Origin of the sequence: Corynebacterium sp. ACRQP (assembly GCF_022345915.1) — a bacterium.
GTDB lineage: Bacteria > Actinomycetota > Actinomycetes > Mycobacteriales > Mycobacteriaceae > Corynebacterium > Corynebacterium lehmanniae.
The window spans coordinates 43,181-61,926 of sequence record NZ_JAKRMZ010000015.1 but is presented as its reverse complement, the minus strand read 5'-3'; the positions used below and the strand labels follow the sequence as shown (position 1 = coordinate 61,926).

Below are 18,746 nucleotides of genomic sequence, written 5' to 3'. Positions count from 1 at the left end.
ACCGGGGCATCAACGGACGGTGGCGACGTCAACGACGACGGCACCAACTGAGGCAACTGTGAATCGGTCATGAACAAAACCTCCTACGGTACGTCGTTCACAACCACTCTGGCACTAAGGGATTCCGCCGGGAATTGTCGGTGGGGCTTAAAGCGTCTGCGCGCTACAGCTTGGTGGAGCCGTTGTCCTTCGCGGAAACAGCGGTGGAGCCGCCGGTTTCCTCCGCAGCGTCTTCCTCCTCGCTGGTGTCGCCGCCCAGGCTGTTGTCCGGGCCGGCTGCCGCCTCCTCGGCCTCTTCGGCGGCGATCATGTCGTCGACGGTGTGGTCGTTCCACGGCTCGTCGGGGTTGGCCGCGTACTCGTCGGCGGAGACGGGGTCGGTGTAGGAGACGTAGACGACTTCGGAGGGATTCTCGCGGTCTTCCTCTTCGAACTCGCTCTCCTCGTCGTCGAGCAGCTCCTGGGCGACCTCTTCCTCGAGGGCCTCGGACAGTTCCTCGGCGTCCACGTTGGACTTGGAGGTGATGTACTCGAGCTCGCGCTCGTCGTTTTTGGTGAAGCGCTCGGCCGGGTCCATCTTCTTGCGGGTCAGCTCAAGCGCGCGGCGGCGGCGGTCGCCCTCCTTGCGCAGCTTGGGGATGCCGCGGACCCACGCGATGGTCATCACGAGGATGAGCAGCAGGCCCAGGTAGCCCAGGATCGGGTAGACGGTGGAGACGAGCTGCTGGAAGCCCACGAACGACAGCACGAAGCCGATCAGGCAGGCAGAGATGAAGATGATGCGGAACTTGTCTTCACGGCCGCGGGCGAGGCGCTTGCCCAGGGCGAAGAACATGCCTAGGCAGGTGGCGAAGATCATGCCGAAGATGACCAGGGACATGATCAGCCCCATGGTCGGGTTGATGTCGCTGATCAGGGTCAGAAGCGGCATGTCCTGGCCCTCGACGGTCTCGATCTTGACCAGCAGCGCCAGCGCCAAAAGCATGAGCATGACCAGGTAGCCGATGCCGCCGAACAGCCCGCCGAGGCCGGCTGCGCGGGTGTCCAGCTGGTTGCCGCCGATGACCAGCGCCATGGACACCACGCACATGACGTTCAGGCCGGTGTAGTTCAGCGCGGAGATCCACCAGTTGGGCAGGGAGGTATCCACCTGCGCCGCCGCGGCGTTCAGCGCGTCCCAGTCCGGGTGGGCGTTCACCAGGGTCCAGCCGCAGCCGAAGATGACAAAGATCAGCAAAAACGGGGTGAGCGCGCCGATGGCGCCGGTGACCTTGTCCACATCCAGCATGCCGAAGCCGATGGTGGCGGCGAGCATGAGCACCGCGCCGATCCACACTGGGATGCCGAATTGCTGGTTCAGGTTGGCGCCGGCACCGGCGAACATGACAAAGCCGATGGAGAACAGGGTGACAATGGTGGCGATGTCCAGGATCCAGCCCATCACCTTCGAGGAGATGGAGCCGAGGACTTCCATGTGCTCTTTGGCTTGGAAGAAGGAGCCGAGCTGCAGGATGGTCACGCCGGCGATGAGCATCAGCGCGGAGCCTAAGACTGCGCCCCAGATGCCTTGGGTGCCGAAGGCGGAGAAGTACAGCATCGCTTCCTGGCCGGAGGCGAAGCCTGCGCCGACGACGGTGCCGATGAAGGCGAATGAAATTAGTAGTGCGTTTTTCAGCATGAAAAAACTCCGGGAGTTGTTTAGCAAAACCTTTTACAAACTTATGCGAATTTCTCCCGGTTGGCACCTTTGCATGCGCTTTACGACGATCCTTCGGCCGTGCCCGCCACCAGATCCCGCCGGGCGCGGGCCACCCGGGAGCGGATGGTGCCGACGCGTACGCCGACGATGCGGGCGGCTTCTTCGTAGGTGTAGCCCATCACTTGCGTGAGTACGAGGGCTTCGCGGCGTTCGGGCGGTAGCTCGTCGAGAAGCGAGCGTGCGTCGATGACGTCGCCCCAGGTGTTGGGGTTGTCGGGGCTGGGGTTGGCGGCGGCGACGTCTTCGTATTCGGCCGCCGATTTGCGGGGTCGGGCCATGTCGTGGCGCACGGAGTCCACCCAGGCGCGGCGCGCGAGCGACAGCAGCCAGGTGCGCGCGGTGGAGCGGGCTTGGAAGCGCGGAAGCGACCCGAGGACGCGCAGGTAGGTCTCTTGTGTGAGGTCGTCGGCGTGTTGGGGTCCGGCGAGGTGGGCGAGTAGGCGCCACACGTCGTTTTGGGTGAGCCGGATGAATTCGGTGAGCGCGTGTTTGTCGCCACGGCCGGCGCGCAGTGCCAGGTCCGTGACGTACGCGTCGTCGCTAGTGCTCACAAGCCCATTAGGTAGTTTTGTCCGAGACGGTGACGCCGTACAGGGAGCGGCCCATGACGAACGACGCGACGGAGCCGACGATCCACACCGCGGCGATGGCCAAAATGGCGCGGATGAAGTCGTTGAGGTCGAAGCCGGTGGTGGTCCAGGAGTGGATGAGTTTGGCCACGATGAGGATGGGGAAGGCCACTACCACCAGGGGGCCGAGCAGGTTCACGCGCGTCAGGGCGTCGGGGGCGCGCAGCTGCAGGATGGTGGTGGCGACCACGCAGATGGTGGCCACGACAACCAGCACGGCGACGATGATTTCGGCGATGGTCATTAGCGGCGTCCTCTCGAGATGATGCGGGCCATGGAGATCGTCGGGATCACGCCGCACACCAGGCCGGCGAGCAGCGGGATCTCGTACGCGATGGCAGACGAATTGAACAGCGTCCACACGAGGAAGATGGCGATCATGGAGTAGAAGATCACGTCTGCCATCACGGCGCGGGAGAGTTCGTCTTTGGTCAGGATCACGGCGCCGAGCGCGATGAGCAGGCTGACGGCCATGATGATCAGGCAGATCTGCATGATGGTGGTGAACATGGCTTAATCCATCCTTTCGGCCGGCGGCACGTTGTCGCCGTTTGTGTCCGGGCCGTGGTCGACGTAGGGCTCCCAGGCGACGGTTTTCGGGTCGATGGGGCTCTTGCTTAGCGACGGCCGAAGGTGTTCCTCCATATCCACCAAGCCCGCGATGACATCTTCCGGGTCGGAGCCGAACGCGGCCTGCACCAGCAGGGTGATCGGCCCGTTGTCGGTGACGGGGTGGCGCAGCCCCATGGACAGCGTGCCAGGCGTTGCGGTGATGGAGGTGGAAAACCAGAACACGTCCCAGTCCGTGTTCACGCGCAGCGGGTAGTAGATGACGATGGGGTCGAACTTCGCCGCCGGGTTGAACGCCTTGGCGACGGCATCGAAGCCGGCCACGAAGATTTCTTTGGCAAGCCAGACGGCGTACTTCACGCCGTGGAAGAAGCCTCGCATTAGTTCTCGCCTCCATTGGTTTCGGCGCCGAAGGTGTCGCCGGGTGCGGGGACGCCGATGGGGTCGTCGCCGAGCACGGCGGTGGTGTAGGCGTCAACGTCGAGCAGGTCGTCGACGGCGTTGGTGGTGATGTCCCACATGTGGCCGGCAAAGATGAACATGCACAGCGACATCACCATCAGCACCGCGGACGGCAGCATGAAGCTGGCGCGGACGTTGAGCGCCTCGGGGTAGTTCTGCATCGGCCTGCCCCAGAACACGCGCTGCCACATGCGCATCATGGACAGCAGCGCGCCGAAGGAGGCGATGATGATGGCGGTGATGGCCACCCAGGAGCGCCAGTCCCCGGCGGAGGCGGCCGCCAGCACGACGGTGACCTTGCCGAAGATGCCGGAAAACGGCGGGAAACCCACGATAGAAAACGCGCCGGCGACGAATACGGCGGACGTCCACGGGTCGCGGCGGGCGATGCCGGACAGTTTCGCCATGGTGCCGGTGCCGTAGGTCTCCTCGATCGCGCCGGAGTTCAGCACGAGTGCCGCGATGGTGATCATGTGGTGCAGGGTGTAGAGCAGGCCGGCGGCGAGGGCGTAGCGTGCGTCGTCGTTAGTAAAGGCCAGCATGATCAGGATGAACGGCATGCCGTTGACCATCTGGTAGGCCAGCACGCGACGCATGGTGGCCTCGGCCAGGCCGGCGAAGCCACCGATGATCATGGAGATGACCATGACCACGATGAGCAGCGTGTTCCAACGCGGGTCCATGTCGAACATGATCACCCAGATGCGGAAGAGCATGTACACGGCCACCTTGGTGTGCAGGCCGGAGAACAGGCCCATCACGGCCGCGGAGGTGGACGGGTAGGTGCGCGGCAGCCAGGTGTAGACGGGGAACACGCCGGCCTTCGTGGCGATGGCGATGACGACGATGCCGGTGGCCACCGTGGCAGGCCCGTTGCCTGCGGCCACGCCCTGCAGGGAGGCGAGGTTCACCGCCCCGGTGACGGCGTAGAGGTAGCCCACGCCGAGCACGAGCATTGTCGACGCCGCCAGGTTGACCAGCACGAACATGCGCGCGGACAGCAGGCGGTGGCGGGTGCCCGTCATGGCGATCAGGCCGTAGGACGGCAGCAGGCACACCTCGATCATGACGAAGAAGTTGAACAGATCGGCGGTGAGCAGCGCGCCGGAGACGCCGGTGATGAGCACCAGCGACAGGGGCACGTAGAACCGGGACTGGGTTTCGCCGACGACGATGGCGAACCAGTTGGACATCAGTGCCACGATCATGGTGGTCACGATCATCACGGCGGAGAACGTGTCGGCGGCGAACGAGATGCCCACGCCGCCCTGGTACAGGCCGATGACGTGGCTGATAGTGCCGTGGTCGCGCGTGTAGCCGTAGAACCACACGCCCATACCTAAGTTGATGGCGGGGATGACGATCGCCAGCGCGTCGTTGAGCCACTTCCAGGGGCTGAGGGCCGTGACCGCGGAGACGATCAGCGGTAGCGCCACAAATACGGGCAGGATTGCGTCTACGGCCATTAGTCGGTCACCCTCAGGCTTTCGTTGTCAACGTGGCTGATCTCGCGTGCGCGGATCTCCTCCAGCTTCTTCTGGTTTAGCCGGGCGTTGCGGCCGGCGGTGGACAGGGCCGAGGGGCTCAGCCGCATCTTGGAGTAGCCGGCGTCGGTGCCGGTGGGCTGCTCCGCGGTGTCGTCGTTACGCCCCAGCGCGGACAGCATCAGCAGGATCGTCGTGGTGGCCATCGCGATCACGACGGCGGTGAGCACGAATGCCTGGGGCAGTGGATCCGCCATGTCCTCGAACGGCACACGCGACGGGAAGGCTTCCCCGCGCCATGCGCCGACGCCTGTGGCGAGCAGGGTGAGGTTGGTGGCGTGGCCGAACAGGGACATGCCGAAGATCACCCGCACGAGGCCGCGCTGGAGAACCAGGTACACGGATCCCGCGACCAAGACTGCGATGGTAAGTGCCATGACCATGGGTTAGTGCTCCTTCGTGATAACCGGTTGCGGGTCGTGCGCCGGGTTGATCGGCTCCGGGTGCGCGTCCACGGGGTTTTCGGGCGCCAGCGGGGCCGGGATACTCGGCAGCGGGTTGTCTTCTTCGTCGCGCGAGTAGTCCAGGTCCGACAGGTCCATGCCGGGGCGCAGGTAGCCGCCGAGCGCGTTGATCGCGGCGGTGACCATGCCGAGCACGGCTAGGTAGATGCCGAAGTCGAAGATCAGCGAGGTGGTCATGTGCTCGCCAGCGATCTCGCCGTGGATGGCGTACATGAACCCGCCCTCGATGAAGCCGAGGAAGCCGGAGGAAATGGCGATGATGATGCCCCAGCCGGTCAGGCGGATCGGGGTGAAGTTCTTCACCACGTCCGCGTCGGCGCCGCGGGACAGGTAGTTGAGGGCGAACGCCGTGGCCATGACCAGCGCGGCGACGAAGCCACCGCCGGGGGCGGTGTGGCCGCGGAAGAAGATCAGCACGGACAGCACCACCAGCACCGGCGCGACCAGGGCCGCGGCCTTGCGCAGCGGGATGGAGTTGAGCTGGGACTGGCCGAACGGGCGCGGGCGGGTGCCGGCCTCGAACATGTGGCGCGGCATGGAGCTGACCACCGCGGCGATGACCACGGCGGCCATGCCGAGCACGGACAGCTCGCCCAGGGTATCGAAGCCACGGAATTCCACGATGATCACGGCGACGATGTTGTCGGCGCCGGTGGCCTCGCCGCCTTGGGTGAGGTACCACTCGGCGAGCTCCGAGCGGCCGCGGCGTCCGGTCAGGCCGTAGACGCCGAAGAAGGTGACCACGCCTGCGAGCAGGGCGAAGATGGAGGCAAATGCCTTGCGACGGGCCTTCGTCTCCGGGAACATCCGCGGCTGGTAGCGAAGCACCACCAGGATGACCACCACGGTCAGCGACTCGACCAGGAACTGCGTCATGGCCACGTCCGGGGCGCCCAGCAGGAACATCTGCAGGGTCATGCCCACGCCGACGGTGCCGAGCAGCACAGCGGAGGCGAGACGGGAGCGGGTGAACACCATGCCCAGCACGGACATCGCGATGATGGCGAATGGGATGAGGTCCCACCACACGTCCAGGCCTTCGGCGCGCGGGGCCGGGGTGACGCCATCGATACCATCGGTGAGCACGATCACGCACAGGCCCATCGCGGTGACGGAGGCCAGCAGGGGGAAGAGGTGGCGCGACGGGTTGAAGCCGTCGGCCAGCGAGCCGAGCTGCTTGCCAAAATCGGAAAGGCCGCGGGTGGTCCAGGCCAGCACCTCGGTGCCGTCCGCGGGCAGGAGGTCCTTGTTCTCCAGCGCGGCGAAGACGCGCTTGCGGAAGAACACCACGAACACCACGCCGGCGACCAAAACTGCCAGGGACACAAGGAATGGCGGGGTCACGCCGTGCCAGAGGGCGAGGTGGGTGGCGAAGCTGTCGTCGCCCGTCACAGCGCGTACGCCTGCGGAGACGGGGTTGTCCACCCAGAACAGCACAAACGGCAGGACCGCGGAGGTCAGACCCGGCAGCGCGGCGGGCAGCCAGAGGGCGGTGGGGGCTTCGTGGACGTCGGGGAGGTCCTTTGGTCCGTCGATAAATGCACCGAAGACGATCTTCGCCGAGTACACGAAGGTGAGGAACGCGGCGATGCCTGCCACCGTGAGCAGGAGCGCGCCGTAGGAGGATTCGTGGAAGGCATCCAGGATGGATTCCTTGGACACGAAGCCGAACAGCGGCGGTACCGCGGCCATGGATGCGGCGGCGACGACGGTGGAGGCGAACGTGAACGGCATCTTGTTGTAGATCGGGCCTAGGCGGCGTATGTCGCGCGAGCCGGCCTCGTGGTCCACCACGCCGATGAGCATGAACAGCGAGGACTTAAACAGCGCGTGCGCCAGCGTGTGAGTCAACGCCGCGGCTAGGGCGACCGGGGTGCCGATGCCGATCGCGGCGACGATCCAACCCAGGTGGGACACGGTGGAGTACGCCGTGAGGTGCTTCAAGTCCGTCTTGGTAATGGCGAACAACGCGGACATTAACGCGGTGAACAGGCCGGCGATGACCAGCAGGTAGTTCCACGCGGCGACGTCGGAGAAGATGGTGGAAAAGCGCACCAGCAGGTAGATGCCGGCCTTGACCACGGCCGCGGCGTGCAGGAACGCGGACACCGGTGTGGCGGCGGCCATGGCCTCGGGCAGCCAGAAGTGGAAGGGGAACTGCGCGGCCTTGGTGAACGCGGAAAACGCGATGAGCAGCGCGACCACGACGGTGACGCGGTTGTCTCCCCAAATGTCGGCAGCGAGGATGTCCTGCAGGCGCGTCGTGCCGGTCTGCGCGGAGGCCACGGCCAGGCCAGCCAGTAGCGTCAGGCCGCCGAAGAAGGTGAGGATCAGGGTGCGGTAGGACCCGGCCTCACCGGAGGAGCCGGAGCGTGCGATGAGCAGGAACGACGCGATGGAGACGAGCTCCCAGGCGATGAACAGCAGCACGGCATCGTCCGCAAGCACAAGCAGCAGCACCGACAGGGTAAACGCCGTCATGATGGTGTAGAAGCTGGTGTTGCCGTCGCGCTCGGGCAGGTACGCGGCGGAGTACAAAAAGACCACGCCGCCGATGACCAGCGCCAGCAGCGCGAAGAAGATGCCCAGCCCGTCTGCGCGCAGCGCGAAGTCCACGGAGGTGCCCGTGCCCATCACGTCGTGCGCCCACTCCTTGGACCATTCGAGGTCCGTTCCGCGGGAGACTTCTGTGAACTTGGAGCCGAGCACGGCCGCGGCGGCGAAGAGGATCGCCGCGAGCGGGTACCCGGCCTTCTTGTCCATGACTCGCACGAGGATCGGTGAGAGCACCACCGTCGCTGCGACGAGCCCGATGACAAGGGGAAGTGTCATGGTGAACCCATTTCATTCCATGGTTTTGGCAAGAACCCTTACGACAGTATCAAGGCTGCCGACACGGTTCTAACGGTGCGCAGTTCGGGCGATGGGCTGGCGGTGCGCCTCCCGCAGCAAGTCGGGCGCGAGTGCTAAGAACAATGCCATGAAATCGGGCAACGCGTGGCGGTTGGTGTGTGCGCTTCTGGCGCTGGTTGTCGGGGTGTTTTTGCCCATGAATCCGGCCGACACATGGGCGAACGCGGGGCGCGATGCTGAGGTTTCGGGCGCCCCGCAGGTCGGCCCCGACAACTTGGGGGATGCGCGCCGCGCGGCCGGTGAGGCCGGGCAGCAGGCGAAGGTACTCAAGGAGGGCGCGGGCCAGCTCGCCGCGGGCATCGGCGAGGCGCAGGGGCAAACTCAGCAGCTTATCGACGCCCTCGCCGCCGCCCAGTCCGGATCCCAGCAACTCGCCGACGGCATGGTCGAACTCCAGGCCGGCACCGGCCAGCTCGGTGCCGGGGCGACGCAGTTGGCAGATTCCATCGGCGAGGTAGTCGGCCAGGTGTCCGGGTTTGAGGCGGTGCGCGGCCAGGTGGTCGGCGCGATCGACCGTTCCCTGGAGGAACTCAAGGGCGCAAAGGACCCGGAGGCGGTCAAGGCGCGCGAGTCGCTGAAGGACCTGCGGGCCCAGGCAGAGACCGCCCAGCTGCCGCCGGACGTGGTGGCGAAGATGAACCAGCTTCGCGACGGCTCCCGCGACCTGGCCAACCAACTCGCCGTACCGGGCTACGGCTACCACGACGGTATATATACAGCCACGAACGGCTCCGCCGAGCTGGCCGCGGGCCTGCGTGAGCTGCAGACGCAGACCGGGCAGGCCACCGGCGGCATCGACGAGTTGGTCGCCGGCGTGGAAAAGATCAACCAGATGGCGGGCATGAACGCCGACAAGGTTGGCGCGGTGCGCGCGGCCCTGCCGGTGCCGGCAGTCGCGCCGGGTGCTGCCGGGGCTGAGCCGGTCGGCCCGACCCTTGCGCCGGTGGCGGCGATGCTGCTCGCGGCGATGGCCGTACTCGGCGGCACCGCACTGGCGGCGGCGTGGTTCGCATCCCGCGGGCGCTGGTGGATCCTGAGCGCCGGTTCCGTGGTTTTGGCCGCCGCGGGCACCATCTTGGCCGGGGTGATCGGATCCGGGTTTGGTGTGCAGGAATACGGGGTGGCGTTTATAGGCCTGCTGCTGGGCACGCTCGCCAGCGCGGGCCTGGCTTCCGTGTTAAGTCGAGCGTTCGGCGCTGGGGTTGGTCTTGGCTCAGCCGGCGTGCTTGCGCTTGTGCAGACCGGGCTCGTCGGCTGGGTGTGGCGCACCGCGACCACCGCGCAGGTCGACTCTGTGTGGGTGGCGTTGTCGCAAGCAGCGCCGATGCACTGGGTGTCCACCGCTGTTTCGGCGGGCGGCAACGGCGGCGACTACCGCGGCATCGTCTCGGCGGTGCTGCTGTCCGCCCTGCTTGCGGTGGCGGGCCTGGTTGGGGCACGGGGTCGTCGTTAAGCAAACGCTTAGGTAGACAGCAGTTTCTCCGATCCCTAAAATGTGATGTTATCTGTCACCTCTCTATTGGGACGTGGTGACACCCGCGCTAGCCCGCGCGAAAAAAGACGGCTCCCGGAGCGATCCGGGGGCCGTTTTTTGCATTGAAGGTCCGGTTGCTGGGGGAGTAGTTAAACCCCTCGTGATGAAAAAGCGCCGCTAATTGAACACCGATTTCACTTACCTACAGCACATATAGGGCCCGGGAGCTGCGATGATGCGGACGTAACCTGAAATTAACCTGAATGTAGCCTCCTGTACGCAACCTGAGAGTAGATTGCGCCGTGGTTACAAAAACCATCCCTCTTACCTCAAGGAAGTCTTATGCGTTTCTCCTCCAAGGCAGTGGCAGCTGTCGTCAGCGTCTCCGCGCTGGCACTGGCGAACCTGCCGGTTTCTCTCGCTCAGTCCGCGGAGCAGGCGTTCAACGGCAAGGACACCTGCATCACCATTGATTCCGAAGGCAACGTCGTCGCGCCGCTGCCGGGCGACTGCACCCAGTTTGGCAAGGGTGGCCAGGGCAACTCCGACGCTCAGGCCCGTAACGTCATCTTCATCCTGGGCGACGGCATGGGCCACCAGGAGATCACCGCGGCGCGCAACTACCTCAAGGGCGCGAACGGCCGCTTCGAGGGCCTCGACGAGCTCACCGCGTCCGGCGCGTACACCACCTTCGCCGTGGGCAAGGACGGCAAGCGCCAGTACGTGACCGACTCCGCCGCGTCCGCGACCGGCTGGTCCACGGGCGGAAAGACCTACAACGGCGCGCTGTCCGTGGACATTACGGGCAAGCCGCACGAGAACCTCTTGGAGATGGCCAAGAACGCCGGCATGCGCACCGGCAACGTCTCCACCGCGGAGATCCAGGATGCGACTCCGGGCGCGATGCACTCGCACATTTCCAAGCGCGGCTACTACGCACCGTCCGGCGAGGCGAAGCCGGTCAAGGGTGCTGAAGCTCGTGAAAACGGCGGTCTCGGCTCCATCTCCGAGCAGATCATCGATACCCGCGCCGACGTCACCCTGGGCGGCGGCCGCAAGTACTTCGACGCTGAGGTGCTTGAGGGCGGCGAGAACCGCAACCCGTTCCTGACCGAAAAGAACGACGGCGGCGCCGACTGGGAGGCCGGCAAGTCGGTCCGTGAGAATGCGATTGCCAAGGGCTACCAGGTTGTCGACGACAAGCAGGGCCTCGAGGGCATCACCGTCGCAAACCAGGACCAGCCGGTGCTCGGTCTGTTCCACGACAAAAACATGACCCGCAAGTTTGAGCAGACCGTGCCGGTGAAGTCCGATGGCACCACCGAGCCCGAGGTCTGCAAGGAAGCGGATCGCGGCGACGAGCCGTCCGCAGCTGAAATGACGAAGAAGGCCATCGAGCTTCTCGACGACCCGTCGGCGGACAAGGGCTTCTTCCTGCAGGTCGAATCCGCATCCATCGACAAGGCGGACCACGCGGCCGACGCCTGCGGAATGATCGGCGAGACCGATCAGATCGACGAAGTGATCAAGGAAGCCCTGGACTTTGCCAAGAAGGACAAGGACACCCTGATCGTGGTCACCGCCGACCACGCGCACACCGCCGAGATCATTCCGGACGGCCGCCCGTCTGTGTCCGCCGTGACCCGCCTGCAGTCCCCGAAGGACGGCGGTGCGGTCATGTCCGTCGGTTTCGGCACCCAGCCGTGGCTGGATGAGGAGGGCAACCCGGTCTTTGACAAGAAGGCAAACGGCGACCCGTTCGACACCCCGAACTTCTCCATGATGCACACTGGCACCCAGGTACGCATCGCCGGCTACGGCCCGGGCTCCGAGAACGTCAACGGCCAGATCGACCAGACCGACGCGTTCTACGTCATGGCCAACGCGCTCGGCCTCAACGGCGGCACCGACGGCGGCCAGAAGCCGTGGAAGATCAATAAGGACAACAAGGTCGTATCCCTGGCCAACCGGTCGAAGGCCAAGTCGGGCGACGAGCTGTGCTACCTCGTCGCCGCCGGCGAAGCTCCGAAGGTGGGCGACTGCGCCCAGTTTGGCACCGAGGGCCAGGGCATCGACAACGCCAAGGCGAAGAACGTCGTGGTCCTGATCGGCGACGGCACCGGCGACTCCGAGATCACCGCAGCCCGCAACTACCTGAAGGGCTCCGCCGGCCGCTTCGAGGGCCTGGACAACCTGGACTACACCGGGTACCTGACCACTTTCTCCCTGGATAAGGAAACCGGCCTGCCCAACTACGTGGCAGACTCCGCCGCCACCGGCACCGCGTGGAACTCCGGCGTGAAGACCTACAACGGCGCCATCGGTGTGGACAACGCCGGTAAGCCGGTCGCCACCATGGGTGAGCTGGCCAAGGCCCGCGGGATGAAGATCGGCAACGTCTCCACCGCCGAGATCCAGGACGCTACCCCGGCTGCCTTCGCCGCGCACGCGCTCGACCGCTCCTACTACGCACCGTCCGGCGACAAGAAGGTGGCCAAGGGCGAGCAGCTGCGTGAAAACGGCGGCTTGGGCTCCATCTCGGAGCAGATCGTGGACCTGCGCGCCGACGTCACCCTCGGCGGCGGCAGCAAGTACTTCGACACCGAGGTCGTTCAGGGCGGCAAGTGGAACGCCAGCGGCAATACCTGGACCGCCGGCAAGTCGGTGTTGGACAACGCGAAGGACAACGGCTACCAGGTGGTGACCAACGCGTCCGAGCTTGACGCCATCGCCGAGGCCAACTCCGACAAGCCGGTGCTGGGCCTGTTCTCCGAGGGCAACATGCCGCGCGTGCTCAACCAGTCCATCCCGACGACTGACGGCGGCGACCTGCAGCCGGCGACCTGTGTGGCGAACCCGGAGTTCACCGAGGAGACCCCGCGCCTGGGCGCGATGACCTCCAAGGCGCTCGAGCTGCTGCAGAACGACAACGGATTCCTGCTCCAGGTCGAGTCCGCGTCCCCGGACAAGGCCGACCACCAGGCGGACGCCTGCGGCCTGATCGGTGAGGTCGGTCAGCTCGACGAGGCCGTCCAGGCCGTGCAGAAGTGGGTCGAGGAGACTGGCGAGGAGACCCTCATCGTCGCCACCGCCGACCACGCCCACACCGCGCAGATCACCTACGACAATGCCAACACCGCCGGCCGCGTCACCCAGCTGACCACCGTCGAAGGCTCCACCATGGCCGTGAACTTCGCCACCTCGAAGACCAACGAGGACGAAGAAGCACTCGGCGGCCAGCAGCACACCGGTGCGCAGCTGCGCGTGGCAGCGTCCGGCCCGGGTGCCGCCAACGTCACCGGCCAGATCGACCAGACCGACCTGTTCTTCCTGGTCAACAACGCCCTCGGCATCGAGAGCATCAACCACGGCCTCACCTTCGAGAACAAGATGAAGCCGGTTGAGACAGCCCCGGCCGAGCAGCCTTCCCAGAACTCCGAGGGCTCCTCGCTCTCCAACGTCGGCCTGATCGCCGTTCTGGCAATCTCCGGCATCGTGGGCCTGCTCTCGCTGCTGGCGCTGCTCTTCCCGTTCCCGGTCGATGAGGTTCTTGGCCCGATCGCGAAGCGTTAAATATTTCTAGCCCGTCACGTCCCGTCCCCGGTTCAGCACCGAGGGCGGGGCGTTTCGCGTCTCCGGGCCGTTCTTCTTTGCTCGGTGCCGTCCGCTCGAGGTCTGGTTACGAGGGCGTAGCCAGACCTCAGCGGGAAACCAGACCTCAGTGGGACTCACGACCTGGGGTTTTGTGGTGGCCGCCTGCTTGAGGTCTGGTTGCGTGTCTAGGCGGGGCTACATGCGCGGCATGTTCATGCCAGGCACATGAATGCCCAGCATCGGCAGCGCTGCCGCGATGCCTGCCAGCGCCAGCAGGGCAGCGATCACGCCGCCGACGATGGCGGCGACGTTCGGGGAGTCCTTGCCGTCCTTGTCCTTGTCGGACGAACCCATGTCGCCCGGCTTGTCCTTGTCCATGCCTTCCTTGCCCGGCTTGTCCTTGCCCGGCTTAGTCTTATCCAGGGCGATGGGGCCGGTGGGGTAGTCCATTTCCTTCGCGTCGCCCTTGGCGCAGGAGGTGGCGGCTGAGGCGTTAGCTACGTCGATAAGCTGCTGGTTCATGGAGAGCATGCCGCTGGGGGTGGCGGACCATGCCTCGTAGAGCTCGGTGCCCGCGGTGAACGGGGCCTCGGCCATCGGCGCGGTGGACGGACCGACTGTCCACGCGTCGGTGTCCACGTCCTCGAGGGTGGTGGCGGTGGTCGGCTCGGTCTCGTCGAGGGTCCGCAGCGCCTCGGTGTAGGGCTTGACCAGGTCAGCCGGCAGGATCGTGGAGTAGTCCGGCGCCTCGCCCTTGAGGTCGGACTCGTTGGCGGCCATGACGCCCGGGTAGACCGTCTCCACAGCGGCGACGACATCGCGGGCGCGCTCGTGCTCGCCGATCTGCTTGGACTCGTCGAAGGTGTCCATGATGAACTCCTTCTCCATGTCAGTGAGGGTGACGGCGCAGTTGCCGTCCGCGTCCTTCTCGCCGACGGTGGCGGCGTGGGCCGGGGCGGCGACGGTGCCGAGAGCGATCGCGCAGGCGGCGGCGCTGGTGATGATGCGTTTCATGTAGGCCTCCTTGAGGGGTAGGTGTGTACTCGAAGCGGTACGTGCACCAGCGTGATGGGGGCCATGTTGCGAGAGCGTTAAGGGGCAGGGACCCCGACTCTTCGCGGCTGAATCTGTCAGGCGGATCCCATCGCCCCAGGTCGGAGCAAACGGCTGCCGTGATCTGTCAGGATTCTCGGAGCAAGGGCGCGGCAAATGCGAAAACCCGCCTCGAAAGGCGGGTTGTACGTGGTCGGGATAACAGGATTTGAACCTGCGACCTCTTCGTCCCGAACGAAGCGCGCTACCAAGCTGCGCCATATCCCGGTTGTATCTTCAGGCTCTCGCCCGCGGTACTGGAAACACATTACCCCCGGCCCGGCGTCACGCCAAAACGCCAGGTGGCAAGGCCTATTCTCCGCGCTCCACCACCCGGATCAGGCTCGCGGACGGCGGGCAGAACAGGCGCACCGGCGCGTACTTGGATTGGCCCAGGCCGTTGGAGACTTCCATCCACATCTTGCCGTACTTGTGCAGCCCGGAGGCGCGCTCGCGGTCGATGTCCGCGTTTGTCACAATGGCGCGCTCGCCGGGCAGGCAGATCTGCCCGCCGTGGGTGTGGCCGGCCAGCGCGAGCTGGTAGCCGTCGGCCTCGAACGCGTCCAGCACCCGGCGGTACGGCGCGTGCAGCAGGCCGATAGACAGATCGGCGTCCTCATTCGGCGCCCCGGCGATTTCGGCATACCGGTCCAGCTCGTGGTGCGGGTCGTCCACGCCCGCCAGCGCCAGGCGCACGCCGGAGGCCTTGAACTCCAGACGGGCGTGGGTGGCGTCTTGCCAGCCGCGCTCCACAAACGCGGCGCGCATCCCCTCCCACGGCAGGTCCTCATACGACGGCTCGCGCTTCGCCCCGGTCAGGTACTTCAGGGGGTTCACCGGCCGCGGCGCCCAGTAGTCGTTGGTGCCGAACACGAATGCGCCCGGGCGGTTTAACAGCGGGCCCAGCGCGTCCAGCACCCACGGCACCCCGCCGACATCCGACAAGTTGTCGCCGGTGTTGACCACCAGGTCGGGCTCGAGCGCGTCCAGGCTGGAGACGAATTCCACCTTCTGTTTCTGTCCCGGGATCATGTGCAGGTCGGACACGTGCAGCACCCTAAACTCGTCGCGACCTTTCAACACCCCCGGCTCGAGCAGGGGCAGGGTGTACTCGCGCAGCTGGAAATTGTTGCGTTGGGTGTACCCCCACGTCAGCGTGGCGGCGCCCGTCGATAGGCAAAGTGCTCCGATTCCCGTCAACTTCTTCACCCGCACCACTGTAATCTCGCAAGCATGAGTGCACTGAAAGACCAGATCCGCGCAGACCTCAAGGAAGCCATGAAGGCGAAGGAAAAGGAGCGCACCGGCACGATCCGCATGCTGCTGGCCGCGATCCAGACCGCCGAGACCGAAGGATCCAAGCACGAGGTGGACGACGCGGAGATTCAGAAGATCATCGCCCGCGAGATCAAGAAGCGCCGCGAGTCCGCGGACATCTACAAAACCAACGGCCGCGACGACCTCGCCGAGGCCGAGCTCACCGAGGCCTCGATCCTCGAGGTGTACCAGCCGAAGCAGCTGGATGACGACGAGCTTGCCAAGCTTATCGACGAAGCTATCGCCGAGACCGGCGCCGAGTCCATGGCCCAGATGGGGCAGGTCATGAAGGCCGCCACGGCGAAGGCCGAGGGCCGCGCCGACGGCAAACGCCTCTCCGAGGCCGTCAAGGCGCGCCTGAGCTAGTTGCCATTTCCGGCCCCGCCGCCGAAGACGTCGGCGATGGCGTCGCGGGCGTCGTTGAGCGATTGCTCGAGGCCCTCGATGCCCGGCGGGGGAGCGGGGCTTGGTTGTGGCGGCGCGGACGGCGAGGGGGCCGCCGCTGAGCTCGGGGGCGCGGAGGGGCTGGCGCTGGCGGCGCCGGTGCCGTCGGAGACGTTGAGCGTCACCGTCGAGTTCGGGCCGTCCTGGACCGCGGAGACCACCGTGCCGGCCGGCGCGCCGGCGCCGTTGACCGTGTTCAGTGTGACCGCGTAGCCCTGCGCCTCAAGCTGAGACTTCGCGGCGGAGGAGTACTGGCCGACCACCGCGTCCAGCGCCCCGCGCTTCGTTCCACGCATGTGCACCGGGCTCGCAGGCGGCAGCCCGCCCGCGGCCGCACCCGGCACCCCGGCCGCCGCCTGGAACCAGGTGTCGGCTGCTTCGTTGCCGCCGAACAGTGTGCCGTACTGGCACTGGCGCACCGGCTGGGTGCACAGCGGGGTGGACTGGGTGCCGTCGTTGTAGATGTACGGCGCGGCCGCCATGGTCTGGGTGAAGCCCAAAAACGCGGTGGAGTGGTGGGACTCCGTCGTGCCCGTCTTCGCGGCCGTCGGGGCGGACCAGCCGTTGTTGCGGGCGGAAGCGGACGCGGTGCCGTCGACAATGTCCTTTGACATGCCCTGGGACAGCGCGCCGGCGATGTCCGGTTCGACCGCCTGCTCGCAGGCGGGGCGGTCGATGAAGACCTGCTTGCCGTTTTCGTCCAGCACTTCCTTGATCGGGTTCGGCTCGCACCAGCGCCCGCCAGAGGCCAAGGTGGCACCCACGTTGGACAGCTCCAGCGCGTTCACGGCGAGGGGGCCCAGGGTGAACGCGCCCATGTTCTCTTCCTTCGCCGCCTGGGCGACGGAGCGGCCGTCGCCGAACGAGTTCTCGTCCGCGTACGAGCGCAGCCCCAGGCGCACCGCCAAATCGACGACGGGTGCCACGCCGGTTTTCTGGATCAACTCCACGAAGGTGGTGTTCGGCGACTGCGCCAGCGCGTCCTGCAGCGTCATGCGCGGGGCGTAGGTGCCGGCGTTTTCGACGCAGTACGCGCCCGGCGGGCAGTTGGCCGCGCCGCCGTCGCCCATGCCGTAGAGTACCGAGCGCGCCGGCGTCTCCAGCATCGTGTTCAAGCCGTAGCCCTGCTCCAGCGCCGCGGCGGCGGTGAAGATCTTGAACACCGAACCCGCACCGGCGCCAACCAGGGAGGCCGGCTGCGGCAGGATGGTCTGGCTCTGGTCCAGGTCCAGGCCGTAGAAACGCGAGGACGCCATGGCCAACACGTCGCGGGAATCCGCGCCGGGGCGGACGATGTCCATCACCTCGGCCACACCCGGGGTGTACGGGCTGACGTTGTTGCGCACCGCGTTGTTGGCCGCCTCCTGCACCGCCGGGTCCAGAGTGGTGGTGATGGTGTAGGAGCCGTTGAGGATGGTCTCCGTGTCCAGCCCCTTGTCCTCGAGGTAGCGGAGGGCGTAGTCGCACATGAAGCCCTTGTCGCCGGCGGCGATGCAGCCCTGCGGCAGCGTCTTCGGCTGCTCCAGGAGGCCCAGCGGGGTGCCGGCCAGGCGGTCCGCTTCCGCCTGGTCCAGGTAGCCCTGGGCTGCCATGTTATTCAGAACCACGTTGCGGCGCTGGGTGGCGCCTTCCGGGTTGGTGTACGGGTTGAGCGCTTCCACGGACTGCAGGATGCCCACCAGTAGCGCCGCTTGCGCCGGGTCGAGCTCGCGGGCGGGGACGTCGAAGTAGGTCAGCGCCGCCGCCTCAATGCCGAAGGCGTGGTTGCCAAAGGAGACGAGGTTGAGGTACCTGGTCAGCACCTCGTCTTTCTCCAGCGTCTTGTCTAGGTCGGAGGCCATGCGCATCTCGCGCAGCTTGCGCGGGATGGACTGTTCGGTGGCGGCGTTGGCCTCGTCCTCGTTCTCCGCGTCGATGAGCCAGAGGTAGTTCTTCACGTACTGCTGGTTGATCGTGGACGCGCCCTGCTCCACCCCGCCGGCGAGCACGTTGGTCACCATCGCGCGGGCGAAGCCCTGCATGTCCACGCCCTCGTGCTGGTAGAAGCGGCGGTCCTCCGTGGCCACCAGGGCGTCCTTGACGTGCTGGGAGATCCCGTCGCTGGCCACCTCGTAGCGGCGCTGTTTGAAGATCCAGGCCATGGGGGTGCCGTTGGCGTCGTTAATTGTGGTGACGCCGGGGACTTCGCCGTGAGTGAGGTCGGAGAGGTTCGACTGCATCGTCTCGTCGGTGCGGGCGACGGCGGCGCCGCCGAGGCCTGCGAGAGGGGCGAGGCACAGGGCAATGGCCAGCGCCGTCGCGACGAGCGCGGCAAGCAGGCTTCCTAGGGATTTCAGTGCGGACACGCCATTACCTTAAATGACTCGGCCCGCGCGCGGGAATATAAAAGACCCCCCAAAAATGTGACCCATTCGACAGAATTCTTTTTTGTGTGATTACATTTACATAGGACCGCAGATATACGGTCGGATGTATAAAACTGCG

The 18,746-nt window shown here is 66.0% G+C and carries 14 protein-coding genes and 1 tRNA gene; 3 read left to right on the top strand and 12 right to left on the bottom strand.

The window, feature by feature from the left end; genetic code table 11:
• Positions 1-163: 163 nt before the first annotated feature.
• From MHY23_RS07400 to MHY23_RS07365, 8 genes are all read right to left on the bottom strand, one after another.
• Entirely contained in the window at positions 164-1,678 is a 1,515-nt protein-coding gene (locus MHY23_RS07400; protein ID WP_239307023.1) for a hypothetical protein, read from the bottom strand.
• A gap of 80 nt (positions 1,679-1,758) precedes the next feature.
• Positions 1,759-2,310: an RNA polymerase sigma factor gene (locus MHY23_RS07395; RefSeq protein ID WP_181890128.1), complete on the bottom strand. Its 552-nt coding sequence runs from the start codon at positions 2,308-2,310 to the stop codon at positions 1,759-1,761.
• A gap of 7 nt (positions 2,311-2,317) precedes the next feature.
• Entirely contained in the window at positions 2,318-2,632 is a 315-nt protein-coding gene (locus tag MHY23_RS07390; RefSeq protein ID WP_239307022.1) for a Na+/H+ antiporter subunit G, read from the bottom strand.
• Positions 2,632-2,898 (bottom strand): cation:proton antiporter, encoded by a 267-nt coding sequence (locus MHY23_RS07385; protein ID WP_181890126.1) that lies wholly within the window; start codon positions 2,896-2,898, stop codon positions 2,632-2,634. Before MHY23_RS07385 ends, MHY23_RS07390 begins: the two co-directional genes overlap by 1 nt.
• A gap of 3 nt (positions 2,899-2,901) precedes the next feature.
• On the bottom strand, positions 2,902-3,339 hold the full coding sequence (locus MHY23_RS07380) for a monovalent cation/H+ antiporter subunit E (protein ID WP_239307021.1): 438 nt from the start codon (positions 3,337-3,339) through the stop codon (positions 2,902-2,904).
• Complete coding sequence (locus MHY23_RS07375) at positions 3,339-4,886, bottom strand: monovalent cation/H+ antiporter subunit D family protein (protein ID WP_239307020.1); 1,548 nt, start codon at positions 4,884-4,886, stop codon at positions 3,339-3,341. The genes MHY23_RS07380 and MHY23_RS07375 overlap by 1 nt, the downstream gene beginning before the upstream one ends.
• Positions 4,886-5,347, bottom strand: coding sequence for a sodium:proton antiporter (locus MHY23_RS07370; RefSeq protein WP_181890123.1), 462 nt, complete (start codon positions 5,345-5,347; stop codon positions 4,886-4,888). The genes MHY23_RS07375 and MHY23_RS07370 overlap by 1 nt, the downstream gene beginning before the upstream one ends.
• 3 nt (positions 5,348-5,350) lie before the next feature.
• Positions 5,351-8,260: a DUF4040 family protein gene (locus tag MHY23_RS07365; RefSeq protein WP_239307019.1), complete on the bottom strand. Its 2,910-nt coding sequence runs from the start codon at positions 8,258-8,260 to the stop codon at positions 5,351-5,353.
• Between the two features lie 148 nt (positions 8,261-8,408).
• Here MHY23_RS07365 and MHY23_RS07360 point away from each other — a divergent pair, with 148 nt between their 5' ends.
• Together MHY23_RS07360 and MHY23_RS07355 are read left to right on the top strand one after the other, a co-directional pair.
• Positions 8,409-9,794 carry a hypothetical protein gene (locus MHY23_RS07360; protein ID WP_239307018.1) on the top strand — a complete coding sequence of 462 codons (1,386 nt, stop codon included), beginning with the start codon at positions 8,409-8,411 and terminating at the stop codon, positions 9,792-9,794.
• A 363-nt stretch (positions 9,795-10,157) separates the two neighbouring features.
• Positions 10,158-13,388, top strand: a complete 3,231-nt coding sequence (locus MHY23_RS07355) for an alkaline phosphatase (protein WP_239307017.1) — start codon at positions 10,158-10,160, stop codon at positions 13,386-13,388.
• A 216-nt stretch (positions 13,389-13,604) separates the two neighbouring features.
• Here MHY23_RS07355 and MHY23_RS07350 read toward each other — a convergent pair whose 3' ends face one another.
• The 3 genes from MHY23_RS07350 to MHY23_RS07340 all read right to left on the bottom strand — a co-directional run bounded on the left by MHY23_RS07350 (position 13,605) and on the right by MHY23_RS07340 (position 15,755).
• A complete protein-coding gene (locus MHY23_RS07350; protein WP_181890119.1) occupies positions 13,605-14,423 on the bottom strand; it encodes a hypothetical protein in 819 nt (272 codons plus the stop codon).
• 229 nt (positions 14,424-14,652) lie between these two features.
• A tRNA-Pro gene (locus MHY23_RS07345) sits at positions 14,653-14,729 on the bottom strand.
• A gap of 84 nt (positions 14,730-14,813) precedes the next feature.
• Positions 14,814-15,755, bottom strand: a complete 942-nt coding sequence (locus MHY23_RS07340) for a metallophosphoesterase (RefSeq protein ID WP_370645831.1) — start codon at positions 15,753-15,755, stop codon at positions 14,814-14,816.
• Between MHY23_RS07340 and MHY23_RS07335 the strand changes: the two genes are divergently transcribed.
• Positions 15,735-16,184: a GatB/YqeY domain-containing protein gene (locus tag MHY23_RS07335; RefSeq protein ID WP_239307015.1), complete on the top strand. Its 450-nt coding sequence runs from the start codon at positions 15,735-15,737 to the stop codon at positions 16,182-16,184. The genes MHY23_RS07340 and MHY23_RS07335 overlap by 21 nt on opposite strands.
• Here the strand turns inward: MHY23_RS07335 and MHY23_RS07330 are convergent.
• Positions 16,181-18,607 carry a penicillin-binding protein gene (locus MHY23_RS07330; protein ID WP_239307014.1) on the bottom strand — a complete coding sequence of 809 codons (2,427 nt, stop codon included), beginning with the start codon at positions 18,605-18,607 and terminating at the stop codon, positions 16,181-16,183. The two genes, MHY23_RS07335 and MHY23_RS07330, sit on opposite strands and share 4 nt — an antisense overlap.
• Between the last annotated feature and the right edge of the window lie 139 nt (positions 18,608-18,746).